Genomic DNA, 15,799 nt, shown 5'->3' with positions numbered 1-15,799 from the left:
CCCGCGCGCCTGCGCCCCCCACCCTCCCCCCCCCGCAAAGCCCCACCCCACCCCCCCCCCCCCCCCCGCCCCCCCCCCCCCCCCCCCGCCCCCCCCCCCCCCCCCCCCCCCCCCCCCCCCACTGCTGCGGCGACGTTTCCCCGCGCCTCCGCTCCCCTGATTCCCCTCTTCGCAGCCACGCCCCTCGCCTGACTGCTTGATCATCTGTAACCCGCCGGCGGAGAGTTCAACCGCCGTTCCGGTGAAGCCACCCCTGCGGGTGATGCCAGCCGATCTGCCTCACCGGCTTCGCTGCGCGACGATCACGTCGTCGGCGAAGCGCAGCTTGGCGTGGACGGGAGCGGAAACGACGAACGGGTAGGGGTCTTCCTTGCCCATACTGCGGTTGAGCTGGTTGAGGGCACGGGACAACGGGACCCAGGTTTCCAGCAGGCCGTCGAGGTCGTCCAAGTGGTCCTCGGGGACGGCGTCGACCGACGTCGCCTGGTGCGGCTCGATCGGGCTGCCCGCCACGAGCACTCCCAGTGCCGCGGCGGTTTGCACGGTGTCGCGGATGTGCAGCAGGTGAGCGAAGGTCTCCGCCCAGTCTTCCCACGGGTGCGCGGCCGCGTAGTGGCTGATGTGGCTGTCTGCCCAGTCGCGGCCGGGCGGCTTCGCGTAGTGGTCGGCCAAGGCTTGCTGGTAGTCGGCGCGTTCGTCGCCGAACAGCTGCCGGAACTCCGTCAGCGCGGGGCGGCCCGCGATCAGCCTTTCCCAGTACCAATGCCCGACTTCGTGCCGGAAGTGCCCGAGCAGTGTGCGGTACGGCTCGTGGAGCCGGGCGCGGAGGGCTTCGCGGTGGCTGTCCTCGGCCTCGGCGAGGTCGATCGTGACGACTCCGTCGGCGTGCCCGGTCGTCACCGGGCGGCCGGCGCTGGACAGCAGGTCGAACGCCAAGCCGTGCCGGTGGTCGACCGTGCGGTCGACCACCGGCAGGCGGAGATCGTCAAGCTGGTGGAGAAGCCGGCGCTTGGCCGCTTCGGCGCTGCGAAAAGCGCTGCGGGCGGCGGTTTCGCCGTCGTCGGGCCGGGTTCTCGTCAAGGCGCAGCAGTCGCACAGCTCGCCCTCGACGGCGGTCCAGTTGCACCCGGCCCGGTCGGCGTTCGCGCACGGGTGGGACTCGACGGTCTTGACCATTGCGCGGCTCTGGCGGTCGTAGCAAACGGCAGTTCCGCAGACCACGCACCGGTCGTTTTCGAAGAACAGCAGGTTGGCGCATTCCGGGCACGTGAACGTGTGCACTTCGGCCTCAGAACCAGTGCGCGCGGCCGCCGATCTTGCGCCCGGTGCCGCCGAGGATGGCCAGCACGACGCCGGCGACGGCGAGCACGATGCCGATCGTGTACAGCACGGGGATGCTGATGAGGAACCCGAGGACGATCAGGATGACGCCGAGAACGATCACGGTGGAGAACTCCTTTTCCCGAGGTTCGCCACCGGGATTGGTGGCGGCCGACCTCGCGGCCGGGATGCCCTCGGCGGGGGTTGTCCAAACACTCGTTTTCACTCGGTGGTGACGACGGCTCACACTTCCGCCCACGTCATCCAGTCGTCGCCCTCGCGTTGGACGCCCCAGGCCGCCGCCAGCTCGTCGAGCATCAACCGGCCGAGCGCGGCATCGTCCGACTCCGCCGCATTGCGGCGTGGCACGGCCGGCGGAGTGGAGATCACCTCGATGTGGGCGGTCGTCGGCATGTCGAACCGGCACAGGTACACCTCCCGCAGCCGTCCGCCGTGGCGCTGTGCGTCCGTCACGAGTTCGTCCACGAGCAGCAACAGATCGACGTGCCGGGCGGCTGAAACGTCCGCGAACACTTCGGCTGCCAGCCGGCGGGCCGCAGCGCCCGACGGCAGCTCTCCGGCCGCGACGCGCAGGACGGAAATGGCGGTCATCGCGGCACGCTCCTTCGGCCTGGCACCCGGATTCGGGGTGTACCCGGCGCGCTGCAGCACAAACGGAAGGCCTGAAGGTGGTCGTGTGAAACGAGCGGTTCGTGGGCACTCTGGCACCGAATGACCGAGCGCTGCGGCTGGGGGAACGATTCGGATGAAATACGAGACGGTGAACTACGAGACCGGCGGGCGAGACTGGGCTGACAGCGAAGACGTCCGGAACGACTTGGCCGAGCTGATGGGACAGCTGCCCGCCCGAGCCCGGCCGCTGCTCGCCCGGATGTCCACCCCGGGTTGGCACGCCGTTTCGGACGTCGACCGGCTGCTGGTACGGCAGGTCAACTGGTGGTGCGGAGCGTTCTGGTTCCGGTTTCCACTGCTGCAGTGCGATTCCCGTGGCGTCAGCATGGCCCCGGCTGCCCGCCCTCTGGTGCGCGCGATGCTCGGCGTCGAAGAGTTCGACGAGCATGACGGCCCGGTTCGGGTGACGTCGATCCCCGCGCCCACCGGGAGTGGCCGATCGGCTCGAGCGCGCGGGGCTTCCGTCAGGCCTTTGCCGGCGCGGGGCTGAGGAAGACGATCAAGAACGTCGCGATCGGCCCGAGCAAGAGGGACAGCAGGAACCACACCAGGCCGCTGCGGTTCTTGCTCTGGGCGAGTCCCGCGTTGATCAGGCTCAAGGTGCCCCAGCCCGCGTAGTAGCCGGCGTTGACCATCGGATGCTCCTCCTGGGGAACCGGTGGCGGATACGCCAGCCGTCGAGGGGTCAAGATAGCGGTTGAAGATCCCGGCCGCGACCGCAGTGCGAGTTTGACGCTGTGCTACAAAGCGACGTCTTCGGACGAAGCCGTCGCATCGCCGGTCATCCCGCGGACCGGATCCGAAAGATGATCCGGTCGACGAGACCGGGCGCCGGCCGGACGTCGGCGGCGGCGATCAGGTTCAGGCAGTGGCGGAGCCTCACGATCTCGGCCCGCAGCGCGGCACAACCGGGGCACGGTGCGCTCGCTCCCTCGCGGTCGTCCCACGCGGCGGCTGGATCGTGTTCGCACGGCCGGTTCCCGGACGGGCCGGCGGTCACGGTGCCAGGACTCGGCTCAGCGCAAGCCGTGCCCGCCGGAGTCCGTCCCTCAGATCCGGCTCGGTCACGGTGAGCAGCTCGGCCGTCCTCGCGGTGGGGAAGTCGAGGACATCGTGGAGCAGCCACGCCGTCCGGTCGAGGCGGCCGACACGACACAGCACGCCGAGCAACAACGTCGCAGCCGGGCGGTCGACGCAGCGGTCGACCGCGTCGCACAGAAGATCGGTGACACTCGGATCGCGACCTTGCCGGCGCCACAGCGCGACGAACAGCTCTTCGGTGACTGACTCGGCCTCCACGGCGTCGCCCAGCAGACAGGCGACCAGCCGGAACACGGTGACGTGGTTGAGGCGGACGAAGCGTTCGAAAGCGAGCAGAGGTGCGTCGACCGGTTCGTGGGGAGAAGCGGTCAAGACGGACGATGGCACAGTTTCCTCCCGGGGCCTCGCTGCTGAAGCCTGGCGCGGGTGGAGGTGCCCATCGCGGCGGTGCCCGAAACACCGCCGACGAGGTTCAGCCCTCGGGAGCCGGTTGTGCGGTGGGAACGACTTCCGCCCAGACCGTCTTTCCCGTACCGCGCTGGTCCTGACCCCAGGCGACCGAGCACCGTTCGACGAGGGCGAGTCCACGGCCGCCCGTTTCCGACGGCGGACGCGGGCACGCGGGATCCAAGCACGAGTCGTCGACTTCGACGCGGAGCCAGTTCGACCGGCGCAGCAACCGCACCTGACGGGGTGGTGTCCCGTGCCGAAGCGCGTTGGACACCAGTTCGTCCAGGACCATGACCGCCTCGACCACGTCCTGCTCCGGCAGGTCGCCCAGCGCGGATCGCGCCCAGCGCCGAACCCACGACAGCTCGGCAAGATCGTCCTCGACGTCCAGCACCAGGGTCTCGGTCTGGTCGTTCGTCACCTTCGCGTACCCAGTCGACATTGGACTCCCAGTAGCTGTTGCGGCCCCGCCGGTCGAGGTCCGTGGAGGTCGGATACCCACGCCTGGAAGCCGAAACACCTGACGAGCGGAGCAGGTTCTTCGCGGAGGACGGTGGTCGCCGCCGGCCGCCGACGGAAGTGGGACAGCGCACTCGCGGTTCCGTGTCCGCCGGCGGACTTGTCTTGCCCAACCGGCCTGGCGCCGGCTCAGGCTTCGACTTCGACGATGGCCGCGCCGTCCGCGGCGCGCTGCACAGCCTCACAGCCGGCTTTCGCGGCGGCCTTCGTCTCGTAGGCTTCGCCAGAGGCGACGACCTCGCCGTTGCCCGCCTTCAAGCGGAAGCGGTGCTTACCGGCTTTGTCCTGGTATACCTCGAACTTTCCCGCCATGGTCGCTCCTTAGGGGGCGCCTGATCGTGCTCGGACACGATCGGGTTACCCCACGGAGAACGGCCGTAACCCGCGGTCGAAGAGCGCAGTCGACCGGGACGGCGAAGTCGGCCACCCGGCACGTCAAAGCGAACCGGTGGCACGCGTCAACGACGTCACGGTCGACGAAGGCTCAGGAGGCGCGCCTTCTCCTGCACCGGTACCGCTTCGAACGTGCGCGAGCGGGAATCCCGGCTTGGGGACGTGAAGTCAGCGCCCCCCACCGCGTCCGTTGTCCGTCGAGAACGGGGTGTTCGAACTACCACCGGCCGGGTCACCCGGCGGGCGGGGTGACCGGTCCGGATGAGCGTCGTTTGGCGGCGATCAGCCGGCGCAGTGCGTCTTCACCGACGCCGCCCCAGATGCCGTAGGTTTCTTCGGTCGAGATGGCGTGCTCGAGGCACTCGGCCCGGACCGGGCAGCTCGAGCAGATTTCCTTGGCCGACTGTTCGCGGCTTCGGCGGGCGAAGCCGCGCTCGTTGTCGAAGTGGAAGAAGACCGCAGCGTCCATGCCGCGGCACGCTCCGCGTATCTGCCAGTCCCAGTTTTCGGCGACGACGGCGGGCAGACGGCTCACATCGGTCATCGGGCAATCCCTTCCGTCGACGGCCGGGCCGGCCGCTGACCGGAGGACTACCCGGTGCTTGCCGGGTGAACCGGGCTTTCGCGAAGATCACCCGCGCGGGTGCGGTGTTGCCGGGCGGGTGACCGGGTACGCGCCCGGGATGAGCATCCCGAGCATCTTGGTGTCCGGCGCGAGCATCGCCGGACCGGCCGCCGCGTCCTGGCTGGCCTCGGCAGGATGGGACGTCACCGTCGTCGAGCGCGCCGGGCACCTGCGCGACGGGGGGGGCAGAACATCGACATCCGAGGCGTCGGGCGCACCGTACTGCGTCGCATGGGGCTGGACGACTCCGTCGCCCGCCACCACACCAGCGAAACCGGCCAGTCCTTCGTCGACGCCGACGGCCGCGCCTACGCCCGGTTCCCCGCGGGCGGCGGTGAAGCGGACACCGGCCCCACCGCGGAACTGGAGATCCTGCGCGGACAGCTCGCCCGGCTGCTCCGGGAGCACTCCGCCGACGCGGTCGAGTACGTCTTCGGCGACCGGATCACCGCCCTGCACGACGGCGACCGTGGTGTCGACGTGGAGTTCGCGCACGGCGCCGGGCGCCGGTTCGGCGCCGTCGTCATCGCCGAGGGCTCACGGTCGCGGAGTCGTGATCTGGTCTTTCCGGAACCGGCGCTGCACGAGCTCGGGCTTCTCTTCGCCTACGCCACGATCCCGCGCACCGCCGACGATGACCGCCAGTGGCGCATCCACGTGGCCGGGCACGGCCGCCTGGTGCACCTGCGGCCCGACAACGTCGGCACCACCCGGGCCATGCTGACCCTGCGCACCGGCCTGCGCGGTCTCGACCAGCTCGACTCCGGCAGCATCACCGCGATCCTGCGGGCGACTTATCGTGACGTCGGCTGGCAGGCCCCGCGGATCCTCGCCGCCCTGGACGACGCGCCCCTCTACGTCGACCAGATCACCCAGGTCCGCCTCCCCGCCTGGCACCACGGGCGGGTCGCGGTGCTCGGTGACGCCGCCTGGTGCGCGGGCCCGTTCGGCACCGGCACCACGAACGCGCTGGCCGGTGCCTATGTCCTGGCCGGCGAGCTGGCCGCCACTCCGCACGACGTTCCCGCGGCCTTCACCCGTTACGAACACATCCTGCGCCCGCAGACCGACCGCGCCCAGGCCGCCGTCATGCCCCGGATCGGACATCCGCACACCGCGTGGCAGCGCGCGCTGCTGCAGGCCGGCTTGCGTGTCCTCGCCGGGCCCGCGGGCAAGGTCCTGAACCGGATCCGCACCACGGCACCGCCGGTCGACGTCATCACCCTGCCCGACTACCCCTCCCACACGGGCAGGCGAGCCTGAACACGGCGGGGGTGACGACACTGCGACGGCGGTCCCCGAAGCCCGTTGTCGACACATCGATGTCCGCCGAGGTGCCGGCTGCCGGTGCCGAAAGACGACCGAGGTCGCGTCAGCCGGCCGGCGCCTGGTGGCCCAGATCGGAGATGGTGCAGCCGGCCAGCCGGTCGCCGGCGTCTCGCGCGTGGATCGCGCACAGTTTGCCGGTCGCGCCGTCTTCGTCGGTGACGATCGCGGTTGCCGGTTCCGCGCAGGGTGTGTGGAGCCGGTCGTAGTCCCACTCGCGGTCGCAACCGGGGGCGGCGCACCAAGCACGGTCGCCGCCGGCGCGCAGCGTGACGCCGTGGGCCGGGCAGATGCCCCACGGGACGTCGCACAGGCCGGGATCGCGGGAAACGCGGACCCGGGCGAGGCTCTCGGCGGTCCGGGAGAGCTCGTCGGTGTAGTCGCTCAGGTCGTGGGTCGCCTTGGCGACGGGCCGGGCGAGCCGGTGCAGGCTGTCGTCGGGCGTGGTCTGCAACCGGGCGGCGACCTGCGCCGTCCGGGTGGCGAGCGCTTCGGCGTCCGCAGCCAGTGCGCGCAGCTCGGCCGGCGAGGGTTCGGGCGTGGTCGACTCCGACATGATCGTCCTCGGTCGTGCGGAAGGTGAGCGGACTGCGCAGGTACCCCGAACTCGCCGTCCTCAACCGCCTACACGGCTCCGCTGGTCTCCGCGTGCCACGGCGGCGTCACGTCCGGAGCGAAGCGGCCCCAGAGCGCCCGGGCCTCGGCCAGCGGCGTTCGGCGATCGACGTGCAGCGCCGCCAGCGAGGGAAGCGGGGCGCCGGATTCGAGGAGTGAGGCGAGCTGCGCCGGATCGACGCCGAGGACCCGGACGTGCCGCTGGTGCGCGATCCGGTGCAGCCCGGCCACTTCGACCCCGCGAACGTCGACGTGGATCAGGCTCGGCAGGGCCGCCAGCTGCGCCACGTCCACGGAATGCTTGAGCCCCTTGACTTCCAGCCGCCACAGACGGTGCCCGGCCAGCGCGTCCAGGTCGGCGCGGTCCGCTTCGATCGTCAACGCCTCCAGAGCCGGGAACGGGGACAGGTCGCCGGTGACGTGGGTGGCGCGGTTGATCCGCAGCTCACGGAGGTTCGGAAACCCCTGCAACACGGTGAGGTCGAGCGTGTCCGCGTCGTTGACGTACAGCTGCTGCACCAGCTCACGCCCGGCGATCTCGTGCGTGGCCAGGTCACCGAGCACCGGGACGTTCAGCACCTCGCTGTGCTCGCGGAACATGTTGTCGCGCAACGAAACCTCCGGGTCGAGGAACACCTCGCCCGCGTAGTCCTCGTACCGGCCCGCGCGCAGCGCGTCGACGACCTCGGTCAGCATCGCGGTGATCGAGGGCGCGACCCAGCGCAGCGGGCCGTGGATGTCGCGGCCGTACTCCAGGACCTGACCGGCGCGACCCGAAGGGCCGGGATCAAGATCCGCGCACAGGTGGTTCATCGCCCGGTCACCGCCGAAGGTGAGCCACCAGTCGCTGCGGGAAAACCGTTTGACGTGACCGAACGGCGGGGTCTCGAACACCACGCCGGAGTCGGTGACGCTGTCTTCCCAGCCGTATGAGCCGGGCGAGCCTTCGAGGTATTCGGCGAGCACGCGGTTCAGCGGGGTGCACGAATAAGGACCCAGCAGGCCGGTTTGCTCAGGATCACCGTCCGCCACGCGGTACAGCGCGCGCAGGTCGTCGGGCAGGCGGACGCCGATGCGTCTTTCCGCCGCCGCGAGGTCCGCTTCGGTGCGGCCGGACGGCCACGGGGGAGTGTGGCCCTTGACACGCTCGTAGTGCCGCGCGAACTCGGCGCACAACCGGGTGATCTCCGCGAGCACGGCGGGGTCCGTCGGCGCTCCGACCGGATCGGCCGCTGGGGGACGGCGGAGCCCGGGGCGCGGGTGGTTGGGGTAGCGGAAGCGGTCGTCGAACACGAGCCAGCCGTCCTCGTCCGGGGCGAGCGCCCCACCGGCGGTGAGGTGGTACGCGCCGTCCGCGCTCAAGTGCAGCTCGTACGTTCCCGGCCGCGAGCCGAACAGGCCGCTCAGGTCACCGGTCCGCACCCACTCCTTCGCCGGGCTCCACGCGTCGATGGCCAGCCCGCCGGCGACCCGCACCCGCAGCACGGCTTCCCTTTCGCCCGCGCCCTCACGCAGGGCGGTCGCCATGATGTGCGCAACCCGGTCGAAATCCATGCCGGGCGACGCTAGCACGGGGCAGCGAGACCCGGGCGCCGGTGATCCAGGTGGCGGATTGGCGAGGGGCGTTACCGGGTAGCAGCTCCAGGACACCGGACGTGGGAGGAAACGTGAACGACAAGCTGGAGAACAAGGCCGAAGAGCTCAAGGGCAAGGCGAAGGAAGCCGTGGGCAAGGCCACGGACAACGAGCAGTGGCAGGCGGAAGGCCGGGCCGAGCAGGGGAAAGCGAACGTCAAGCAAGCGGGCGAGAAGGTCAAGGACGCCGTCAAGAGCGTGCTCGACTGACGCCTGGTCGTCCGGGACCCGGGAGTCTCCGCGAATCGATCGCGGACTTCCGGTTCCGGTCGGCTGCCGTGACGCCGGTCACTGCCGGTTTGCCGGATCGTGGGGCGGGGCGGCCTGCTGCCGGATCCAACGGGTCATCGACGACGAGCGGCCGGTATCGGCCGTCGGTGTCTGCACCTCGGCGGAGATCACCGCCACCTTCGTTTTCCGGGGCTCGGGCATGGGCAGCCGCTACGGCGGGATCCAGTTCCCCGCCGCTGCCGGCGGTGGCCGTGACGATCTCGAACGACTCCTCGGCTTACGCGCCCCTGCGCTGGTCGGTTGTGGAAGCCGCCGAGCGCCGGGCGACGCCCACAACGATCTTCGGCTCGGGACGCTGACCGGGGGTGCGGTGCCGGTCGACGGGTGACACGGCCACTTCGTGATTCAATACGCCTCCACGAGGAGGCCGGATGGGCAACACCGCCGGGACGCGGTTCTTCAGCTCGAGCGAGGTGGCTCGGACACTCGGGGTGTCGCAGGTGACGCTGCGCACCTGGGAACAGCGGTACGGGATCGGCGCCGCGGAGCGGGAAGCCAACGGCCGGCGCCGGTACACGCTCGAGGACGTCGACCGGCTGCGGCGGATGCGGGCTCTGCAGGCCCAGGGGACCAGCGCGGGCGACGCCGCGCGGCTGGTGCTGGAGCGCTCGGCCGCCGGGGTGACCGCCGGGCAGCGCCGGCGCCGGCTCGCCGAGACGGCGGAGCAGCTCGACCTGGCCACCATGGGCGGTCTGGTCGACGACGCGCTCGGCAGCTTGGGGGTGGCGAAGACGTGGACCGACGTCGTCGCGCCGGTGCTGCGCGCCATCGGGGAGCGGTGGGCGCGCGATGGTGACCGGAACGCCATGGCCGCGGAATGGGCGCTGGCGGCGGCGGCTTCCGGGGCGGTGGACCGGTACCCGGCGCCGGCGCCGGGGCGGGCCGGTCTTTCCCCGGTCGTCTTCGTCTGCGGCCCGGCGGAGCGCCACGAGCTGCCGGTCAAGATGCTCAGCGCCGCGCTGAACGACGACGGGGCGCCGGCGATGTTCCTGGGTGGCCTGGTGCCGCTCGACGTCCTGCGCGTGGTCACCGGCCGGTTCGCGCCGAGCGACGTGGTGGTCTGGTCGATGACGGCGCAGTCCGCGGACGTGCGGATCTTGCGGGTTCTGCACAGCGAAGGCGTGCCGGTGCGTCCGGCCGGCCCCGGCTGGCGGGGGCTGCCGACGGTGGGTGAGCCCCTGCCGCTGTCCTTCACCGCGGCGCTGGCCGGGTTCGGCGGCTGACCCCGGGGCGCCGATGACGACCAGGCAGGGTTCACGAGGCGGCGTCACCGCCGCTTCCGTTCCCGAGCCCCGGGTTTCCTCGATGCTGCGGTCGGCCCAGCGCAGGCTCAGGCAGATCCGGTCAGTGAGGATGCAGGCCAGGGGAGGCGACGAGCAGCCCGATCCGGGCGGTCCGTTGTGGCGCGCGGTGTCGCCGGAGAGTCTCCGTATGTGCTTGCATCGAAGATGAATCGAAGAATGCGTCCTGGATCGGCAGATTTCGCGGTGAATGACTACCGTGAAACCCGTCCTTGAGTCGAATGTGCATCGGAGGTGTCGATGAGCGCGGAGTTCTCCGCCGTGGTGCCGGCCCCGCTGGACGAGGTGTTCGCCTGGCACGGCCTGCCCGGGGCGATCACGCGGCTGACCCCGCCGTGGCAGCCGGTGCGAGTCGGCTCGGAAGCGGACTCGCTGCGAGACGGCACGGCCGCGCTCGTCCTTCCCGGCGGCCTTCGCTGGGCCGCGGCGCACCAGGCCGCGGGCTACCGGCCGCCGCACCAGTTCGTCGACCGGCTCGCCACCCCGGTGCTGGCGTCGGTGCTGCCTTGGCGGCACACCCATCGGTTCGAGGCCGACGGACCCGACCGCACGGTTGTCACCGACCGCGTCGAGACACCGCTGCCGGCGGCGTTCCTGCGGGCCATGTTCGCCTACCGCCACCGGCAGCTGGCCGAGGACCTCGCCGCGCAGCGGCGGTACTGGCACGAGCCGCTCACCGTCGCGGTGACCGGCGCGAGCGGGCTCGTCGGCTCGGCGCTGACCGCGCTGCTGACCACCGGCGGCCACCGCGTGATCCGCCTGGTCCGCCGCGAAGCCCGTACCCCCGACGAACGGACGTGGCGGCCGGAGGATCCCGAGGAGAAGCTGCTCACCGGGGTGGACGCGGTGGTGCACCTGGCCGGGGCCTCGGTGGCCGGGCGGTTCGACGGGCGCCACCGGCGCGCCGTGCGCGACAGCCGGCTCGGCCCGACCCGGGCGCTCGCCGAACTGGCCGCCCGCACGCCCGACGGGCCCGGTGTGTTCGTCTCGGCGTCCGCAGTCGGCTACTACGGCCCCGAGCGGGGAGACGAAGTGCTGGGCGAGGACACGGCCCGCGGCGACGGGTTCCTGGCCGGCGTCGTCGACGAATGGGAGGCGGCCGCCGAGCCCGCGGCCGGCGCCGGGATCCGCGTCGTCCGGGTGCGCACCGGGCTGGTGCTCAGCCCGCGCGGTGGCGTGTTGCGGCTGCAGTACCCGCTGTTCGCGGCCGGGCTGGGCGGGCCGCTCGGCGCGGGCCGGCAGTGGACACCGTGGATCGGCCTCGACGACCTGACCGACGTCTACCTGCGCGCGCTCACCGATCGCACGCTCGAAGGCGTCGTCAACGCGGTGAGCCCGGAGCCCCTCCGCAACGCCGACTACACCCGGGTGCTGGCTCGGGTCCTCGCGCGACCGGCGGTGCTGAAGGTGCCGCGGTTCGGCCCGGAGCTGGTGCTCGGCCGCGACGGCGCCCGCGAACTGGCCTTCGCCGACCAGCGGGTGCGACCGGGCCGGCTGATCGAAGCCGGGCACGTGTTCCGGCACCCGCGGCTCGACGACGCACTCGCCCATCTGCTCGGCCGGGCGAGTGCCCCGGCCGAGCGCCCGACCGTGGGAGAACCGGTATGACGACCGTGCACCGTTCGGCTCCCGCGCCCGTCGTGCTGGCCGGCTTCGTCGCCGTGGTGGCGGTGGTCGCCGCGGTCGGCAGCTTCGCGGCCACGCGGTCGCGGGCCGTCTACGACGGGCTGAACCAGCCGCCGTGGGCGCCGCCCGGCTGGCTGTTCGGTCCGGTGTGGACCGTGCTCTACCTCCTGATCGCCCTGTCCGGCTGGCTGTTCTGGCGCGCGGGCGGCACGCGGCGCGAGTTCGCCTGGTACGCGGCCGGCCTCGTGCTCAACGCGGCGTGGACGCCGTTGTTCTTCGCCGCGGGCGCCTACACCGTGGCCCTGGTGGAGATCGTGGCGCTGGATCTCGTGATCGCCGGGACGGCGCTGGTGTTCCGCCGCCGCTCGCCGGCCGCCGCGGTGCTCCAGCTGCCTTACCTTGCGTGGACCCTCTTCGCGACGTCGCTCAACGCCGCGATCGTCGTGCTCAACTGATCGGACTGCCGTGATCGACACCCTCCTCGACCGTTCCGTGGTCCTCGGCTACTCGCGCGCGGGTTACCTGCTGCGCCGCCGGACATGGCCGGCCGCCGACCCGCCTCCGGACGCACTGCGCGGCCGGGTGGCCCTGGTGACCGGGGCGAGCTCAGGCCTCGGCGAAGCTGTCGCGAGAGGACTGGCCCGGCTGGGTGCCGAGGTCGTCCTGGTCGTCCGCGACCTCGGGCGCGGTGAAGACGCGCTCGCCCGCGTCCGTGCCGCGGTGCCGGAGGCCAAGGTCCGAACCGCCCGGTGCGATCTGGCCGACTTCGCGTCGGTGCGCGAGTTCGCCGCCCGGGAGCCGCGCGTGGACATCGTCGTGCACAACGCCGGTGTGCTGCCGCCCCGACGGGACGAAAGCGTGGACGGGCACGAAGTCACGCTGGCCACGCACGTGCTCGGGCCGCTGCTGCTGACCGAGCTGCTCCGCCCCGCATTGCGCGCGTCCGCGGACGCGCGGGTGATCCTGATGTCCTCCGGCGGGATGTACACGCAGTCCCTCGCCGTCGACGACCCGGAGTACCTCACCGGCCGCTACCGGGGTGCGACCGCCTACGCGCGCACGAAACGCATGCAGGTGGAACTGACGCCGCTGCTCGCCGAGCGCTGGCGCGCGGACGGCATCGGCGTGCACAGCCTCCACCCCGGCTGGGCCGACACCCCCGGGCTCGCCACCTCGCTGCCGGCCTTCCGGCGGCTCGTCGGGCCGCTGCTGCGCACGCCCGACGAGGGCGCCGACACCGCGATCTGGCTCGGCGCGACCCGGCCCGCCCCACCGACGGGCCGGTTCTGGCACGACCGCCGCGAACGCCCCCGGCACCTGCTCCCGCACACCCACGCGTCCGCCTCCGAGGTGGAGAGCCTGCTGCGGTACTGCCTGGACGCCGTCGAGCGGTGAACGGTCGATCTCCCGTAGAGTCCGCGACGGCGAAGTTCAGCAGGCAGCTTCCCGGTCATGGCCGGTCCACGAGCTGCGAGGTTTCGCCATGGTGTACTCAGTGAGCGATCACGGGTGCGCGACCGGGATCTTTCCGGCGTGAGCGCGAGCGAAGGGCTCGAGCACCGGTGGAGCCGGGAGGTGCTGGACCGCGCTCCCTACGGCGTTGTCGTGATGCGCCGCGACACACCAGCGGGCTTCGTGTGCGTGTACGCCAACAGCGCGGTAGTCGTGCACACCGGCATGGCCGATCCCTCTGGTGATGCGGTCAGCGAGCGGTTGCCGCCCGAGGAGTCCGCCCCGTGGGACGCCCTGTACGAGCAGGTCTGGCGCACGGGCCGCACGGTCCGCCGCGTCCAGCGCCTGGAGAAGACCGGCCGTGACCTCGAGGTCGCGGCCTTCGCCCTCGACGGCGAAGGCTCGGAGCGGCTGGTCGCGATGGTGATCACCGACATCACCTCCCGGACCGAGGACGAGCTCGACCGTGAACGCGAGCGGCGCCGCACCGCCGAGATCGCGCTCGCTCTGCAGCACGCGATGCTCGGCCCCACGCACGACCTGCCCGCGAACATCGCGGTGCGCTACCGGCCGGCCCACGACGACGCTTCGCGCCGCCCGGACGAGGCCCCGTTGCTGGTCGTGGGGGGCGACTTCCACGACGTCGTCCCGCTGCCGGGGGACCGGTGCGCGCTGATGGTGGGCGACGTCGTGGGCAAGGGCCTGAAGGCGGCGACGGTGATGGGGCAGCTGCGCAGCGCCGCGCGGGTGCTGTTGCTGGAGAACCGTGGTCCGGCGGAGACGCTGACGTCGCTGAGCACGTTCGCCGCCGATCTGGAAGGCGCGTTCTGCACCACCGTCTTCTGCGCGGTGGTGCACGTGCGCACCGGTCATCTCGACTACGCGTCGGCGGGGCATCCGCCGGCGTTGCTGAGCGTCCCGGGCGCCGGCGGTCACCGACGGCTCGGCGAGGCGGTGGGCACGCCGTTGGGGGTGCCGGCCCGCGGCGCGCGCGTTCAGGCCAGCGTGCTGCTGCCGGCCGGTTCGCTGTTGCTGCTGTACACCGACGGCCTGGTCGAGGCGCGGCGCCAGTACATCGACGACGGCATCGACCGCGCCGGCGCGCTGCTCGCGGAGCTGGGCGGCGAGAACGTCGACACGGTCGCCGACGCCCTGCTGGCGATCCAGCCCGAGACGTTCCTGCCGGACGACACCGCCTTGCTGCTGTACCGGCACCAGCCCTGACGCGGTCGGCCGGCCCCGTTCACGTCAACGAACCAACGTCGGAGATTTCGTCCGCTCTTCAGCCGAGAAGCGGGCTCCGGTGCGTCAGGTGAAGACTGTGCCCATGACCGACCTGACGATCCGGACGTTCACCGGCGCCGATTTGCCCGGCTTGTGTGACAAGGTGGCGGCCGACGATCCCGACCTGGCCCGGATCGTCGGCGAGTACGGCTACCCGGAGTTCTGGGATCGCGCCAACACCTTCGAGTCGTTCGTGTGGTTCATCCTCGAACAGCAGGTGTCCCTGGCGTCGGCCAAGGCCGCACTGGAAAAGCTCCGCGACCGAATCGGCACGATCACGCCGGAGAACGTCCTCGCGCTCAGCGACGAGGAGCTGCGCGCCACGTATTTCAGCCGCCAGAAGATCGGCTATGTGCGAGGACTGGCTCAGGAGATCGCCGACGGGAACCTGGATCTCGCCGAACTCGCCACCTTGCCCGATGACGCGATCCGGGAACGCTTGGTCAGACTGAAGGGCATCGGCAACTGGACCGTCGACGTCTACCTGATTCTCGTCCTGCACCGTCTCGATCTCTTCCCGATGGGCGATTTGGCGGCGGTGAACGGGTTCAAGACGCTCAAAGGCTTCCCTCGCGGCACGCCTGCGACCGAGGTCGCCGCGGCGACCGGCGAGTGGGCCCCGTACCGCACCATCGGAACGATGCTGGTGTGGCACCACTACTTGGCACGTCGGAAAGCTCCCCGATAGCACCGGGGGAACCCGGGTGCGTCCGCAGCCGGCGGGGATCCACGACCTGGCGTTTCGCCGGCTAGCGGCGGACCAGCTCGACGACCGGGATGAGCCGGGTGACGTTGGCCTGGTACTCGGCGAACTGGGGTCGTTGCGCGACGTTCTTGGCGTAGATCTCGTCGCGCTCCGCGCCCTTGATCTCCTTGGCGCGCACGGGGAACGTCTCGTCGCCCAGCTCGGCCGTGACCTCGGGGTGGGCCATCAGGTTGTGGTACCACGCCGGGTTCTCGGGCAAGCCGGCTTTGCAGGCGAAGACGAACAAGCGCTCGCCCTCGGAGTAGCAGGCCAGAGGCGAAACGCGTTCGGTGCCCGACCGGGCGCCGAAGTGGTGCACCAGAATGAGGGTGTCACCGGCGAAGGGGCCGCCGACCTCGCCGCCGTTGGCGCGGAACTCGGCGATGACCGCGGGGTTCACCTCGTTGAAATCGGGCATGGCTTCCTTTCCACACTGCCGGCGGCCGGGGACGGCCGTCCCGTTCCTAGCGCACCGTGCCGGGGA

22 protein-coding genes are annotated in these 15,799 nt (G+C 71.5%); 9 read left to right on the top strand and 13 right to left on the bottom strand.

The features are described 5' to 3' along the window. Positions 1-279 precede the first annotated feature (279 nt). The 3 genes from ACZ61C_RS28240 to ACZ61C_RS28230 form a co-directional block, all read right to left on the bottom strand. Complete coding sequence (locus ACZ61C_RS28240; protein ID WP_465310862.1) at positions 280-1,281, bottom strand: zinc-binding metallopeptidase family protein; 1,002 nt, start codon at positions 1,279-1,281, stop codon at positions 280-282. Positions 1,282-1,288: 7 nt separating this feature from the next. Beyond that, positions 1,289-1,444: a hypothetical protein gene (locus ACZ61C_RS28235; protein WP_465310861.1), complete on the bottom strand. Its 156-nt coding sequence runs from the start codon at positions 1,442-1,444 to the stop codon at positions 1,289-1,291. Between the two features lie 119 nt (positions 1,445-1,563). Continuing rightward, positions 1,564-1,932, bottom strand: coding sequence for a hypothetical protein (locus ACZ61C_RS28230; protein ID WP_465310860.1), 369 nt, complete (start codon positions 1,930-1,932; stop codon positions 1,564-1,566). Positions 1,933-2,086: 154 nt separating this feature from the next. Between ACZ61C_RS28230 and ACZ61C_RS28225 the strand changes: the two genes are divergently transcribed. Further along, entirely contained in the window at positions 2,087-2,503 is a 417-nt protein-coding gene (locus tag ACZ61C_RS28225) for a hypothetical protein (protein ID WP_465310859.1), read from the top strand. On the opposite strand, the gene ACZ61C_RS28220 is transcribed toward ACZ61C_RS28225, so the two are convergent. From ACZ61C_RS28220 to ACZ61C_RS28195, 6 genes are all read right to left on the bottom strand, one after another. Then, the gene (locus ACZ61C_RS28220) at positions 2,478-2,648 is read right to left on the bottom strand and encodes a hypothetical protein (protein WP_465310858.1); all 171 of its coding nucleotides are present in this window, start codon (positions 2,646-2,648) and stop codon (positions 2,478-2,480) included. The genes ACZ61C_RS28225 and ACZ61C_RS28220 overlap by 26 nt on opposite strands. Before the next feature lie 361 nt (positions 2,649-3,009). Then, positions 3,010-3,426: an RNA polymerase sigma factor gene (locus tag ACZ61C_RS28215; protein WP_465310857.1), complete on the bottom strand. Its 417-nt coding sequence runs from the start codon at positions 3,424-3,426 to the stop codon at positions 3,010-3,012. 100 nt (positions 3,427-3,526) lie between these two features. After that, on the bottom strand, positions 3,527-3,946 hold the full coding sequence (locus ACZ61C_RS28210) for an ATP-binding protein (protein WP_465310856.1): 420 nt from the start codon (positions 3,944-3,946) through the stop codon (positions 3,527-3,529). Positions 3,947-4,152: 206 nt separating this feature from the next. Continuing rightward, positions 4,153-4,335 (bottom strand): YegP family protein, encoded by a 183-nt coding sequence (locus ACZ61C_RS28205; protein ID WP_465310855.1) that lies wholly within the window; start codon positions 4,333-4,335, stop codon positions 4,153-4,155. Between the two features lie 313 nt (positions 4,336-4,648). Beyond that, entirely contained in the window at positions 4,649-4,960 is a 312-nt protein-coding gene (locus tag ACZ61C_RS28200; protein WP_465310854.1) for a WhiB family transcriptional regulator, read from the bottom strand. An 87-nt stretch (positions 4,961-5,047) separates the two neighbouring features. After that, positions 5,048-5,188, bottom strand: a complete 141-nt coding sequence (locus tag ACZ61C_RS28195; protein WP_465310853.1) for a hypothetical protein — start codon at positions 5,186-5,188, stop codon at positions 5,048-5,050. Positions 5,189-5,272: 84 nt separating this feature from the next. Between ACZ61C_RS28195 and ACZ61C_RS28190 the strand changes: the two genes are divergently transcribed. Beyond that, entirely contained in the window at positions 5,273-6,304 is a 1,032-nt protein-coding gene (locus ACZ61C_RS28190) for an FAD-dependent monooxygenase (RefSeq protein WP_465310851.1), read from the top strand. Positions 6,305-6,413: 109 nt separating this feature from the next. Here the strand turns inward: ACZ61C_RS28190 and ACZ61C_RS28185 are convergent, their stop codons facing one another. Together ACZ61C_RS28185 and ACZ61C_RS28180 are read right to left on the bottom strand one after the other, a co-directional pair. Then, a complete protein-coding gene (locus ACZ61C_RS28185; protein WP_465310850.1) occupies positions 6,414-6,923 on the bottom strand; it encodes a hypothetical protein in 510 nt (169 codons plus the stop codon). Positions 6,924-6,991: 68 nt separating this feature from the next. Beyond that, complete coding sequence (locus tag ACZ61C_RS28180) at positions 6,992-8,536, bottom strand: SMI1/KNR4 family protein (protein WP_465310849.1); 1,545 nt, start codon at positions 8,534-8,536, stop codon at positions 6,992-6,994. A gap of 113 nt (positions 8,537-8,649) precedes the next feature. On the opposite strand from ACZ61C_RS28180, the gene ACZ61C_RS28175 reads away from it, so the two are divergent. Further along, positions 8,650-8,826: a CsbD family protein gene (locus ACZ61C_RS28175; protein WP_465310848.1), complete on the top strand. Its 177-nt coding sequence runs from the start codon at positions 8,650-8,652 to the stop codon at positions 8,824-8,826. Between the two features lie 78 nt (positions 8,827-8,904). Here ACZ61C_RS28175 and ACZ61C_RS28170 read toward each other — a convergent pair whose 3' ends face one another. Then, positions 8,905-9,048: a hypothetical protein gene (locus tag ACZ61C_RS28170; protein ID WP_465310847.1), complete on the bottom strand. Its 144-nt coding sequence runs from the start codon at positions 9,046-9,048 to the stop codon at positions 8,905-8,907. A 230-nt stretch (positions 9,049-9,278) separates the two neighbouring features. Here ACZ61C_RS28170 and ACZ61C_RS28165 point away from each other — a divergent pair, with 230 nt between their 5' ends. The 6 genes from ACZ61C_RS28165 to ACZ61C_RS28140 all read left to right on the top strand — a co-directional run bounded on the left by ACZ61C_RS28165 (position 9,279) and on the right by ACZ61C_RS28140 (position 15,258). Continuing rightward, positions 9,279-10,130: a MerR family transcriptional regulator gene (locus ACZ61C_RS28165; protein ID WP_465310846.1), complete on the top strand. Its 852-nt coding sequence runs from the start codon at positions 9,279-9,281 to the stop codon at positions 10,128-10,130. Between the two features lie 318 nt (positions 10,131-10,448). Beyond that, positions 10,449-11,816, top strand: a complete 1,368-nt coding sequence (locus ACZ61C_RS28160) for a TIGR01777 family oxidoreductase (protein WP_465310845.1) — start codon at positions 10,449-10,451, stop codon at positions 11,814-11,816. Next, positions 11,813-12,289 carry a TspO/MBR family protein gene (locus ACZ61C_RS28155; RefSeq protein WP_465310844.1) on the top strand — a complete coding sequence of 159 codons (477 nt, stop codon included), beginning with the start codon at positions 11,813-11,815 and terminating at the stop codon, positions 12,287-12,289. The genes ACZ61C_RS28160 and ACZ61C_RS28155 overlap by 4 nt, the downstream gene beginning before the upstream one ends. Before the next feature lie 10 nt (positions 12,290-12,299). Continuing rightward, positions 12,300-13,229 carry an SDR family NAD(P)-dependent oxidoreductase gene (locus tag ACZ61C_RS28150; protein ID WP_465310843.1) on the top strand — a complete coding sequence of 310 codons (930 nt, stop codon included), beginning with the start codon at positions 12,300-12,302 and terminating at the stop codon, positions 13,227-13,229. Positions 13,230-13,367: 138 nt separating this feature from the next. Further along, a complete protein-coding gene (locus ACZ61C_RS28145; RefSeq protein WP_465310842.1) occupies positions 13,368-14,510 on the top strand; it encodes a PP2C family protein-serine/threonine phosphatase in 1,143 nt (380 codons plus the stop codon). A 103-nt stretch (positions 14,511-14,613) separates the two neighbouring features. Further along, on the top strand, positions 14,614-15,258 hold the full coding sequence (locus tag ACZ61C_RS28140; RefSeq protein ID WP_465310841.1) for a DNA-3-methyladenine glycosylase family protein: 645 nt from the start codon (positions 14,614-14,616) through the stop codon (positions 15,256-15,258). Between the two features lie 61 nt (positions 15,259-15,319). Here the strand turns inward: ACZ61C_RS28140 and ACZ61C_RS28135 are convergent, their stop codons facing one another. Beyond that, complete coding sequence (locus ACZ61C_RS28135; protein WP_465310840.1) at positions 15,320-15,733, bottom strand: nitroreductase/quinone reductase family protein; 414 nt, start codon at positions 15,731-15,733, stop codon at positions 15,320-15,322. Positions 15,734-15,799 lie beyond the last annotated feature (66 nt).

This window comes from Amycolatopsis sp. NPDC104587 (assembly GCF_055583645.1).
This window is presented reverse-complemented; position numbering and strand designations above follow the sequence as displayed.

Coding starts and splice junctions, on each gene's coding strand:
- ACZ61C_RS28230 (WP_465310860.1), bottom strand. CDS start 1,932: ATGACCGCCATTTCCGTCCTGCGCGTCGCGGCCGGAGAGCTGCCGTCG.
- ACZ61C_RS28225 (WP_465310859.1), top strand. CDS start 2,087: ATGAAATACGAGACGGTGAACTACGAGACCGGCGGGCGAGACTGGGCT.
- ACZ61C_RS28220 (WP_465310858.1), bottom strand. CDS start 2,648: ATGGTCAACGCCGGCTACTACGCGGGCTGGGGCACCTTGAGCCTGATC.
- ACZ61C_RS28210 (WP_465310856.1), bottom strand. CDS start 3,946: ATGTCGACTGGGTACGCGAAGGTGACGAACGACCAGACCGAGACCCTG.
- ACZ61C_RS28205 (WP_465310855.1), bottom strand. CDS start 4,335: ATGGCGGGAAAGTTCGAGGTATACCAGGACAAAGCCGGTAAGCACCGC.
- ACZ61C_RS28200 (WP_465310854.1), bottom strand. CDS start 4,960: ATGACCGATGTGAGCCGTCTGCCCGCCGTCGTCGCCGAAAACTGGGAC.
- ACZ61C_RS28190 (WP_465310851.1), top strand. CDS start 5,273: ATGGGGCTGGACGACTCCGTCGCCCGCCACCACACCAGCGAAACCGGC.
- ACZ61C_RS28185 (WP_465310850.1), bottom strand. CDS start 6,923: ATGTCGGAGTCGACCACGCCCGAACCCTCGCCGGCCGAGCTGCGCGCA.
- ACZ61C_RS28180 (WP_465310849.1), bottom strand. CDS start 8,536: ATGGATTTCGACCGGGTTGCGCACATCATGGCGACCGCCCTGCGTGAG.
- ACZ61C_RS28170 (WP_465310847.1), bottom strand. CDS start 9,048: ATGCCCGAGCCCCGGAAAACGAAGGTGGCGGTGATCTCCGCCGAGGTG.
- ACZ61C_RS28165 (WP_465310846.1), top strand. CDS start 9,279: ATGGGCAACACCGCCGGGACGCGGTTCTTCAGCTCGAGCGAGGTGGCT.
- ACZ61C_RS28160 (WP_465310845.1), top strand. CDS start 10,449: ATGAGCGCGGAGTTCTCCGCCGTGGTGCCGGCCCCGCTGGACGAGGTG.
- ACZ61C_RS28155 (WP_465310844.1), top strand. CDS start 11,813: ATGACGACCGTGCACCGTTCGGCTCCCGCGCCCGTCGTGCTGGCCGGC.
- ACZ61C_RS28140 (WP_465310841.1), top strand. CDS start 14,614: ATGACCGACCTGACGATCCGGACGTTCACCGGCGCCGATTTGCCCGGC.
- ACZ61C_RS28135 (WP_465310840.1), bottom strand. CDS start 15,733: ATGCCCGATTTCAACGAGGTGAACCCCGCGGTCATCGCCGAGTTCCGC.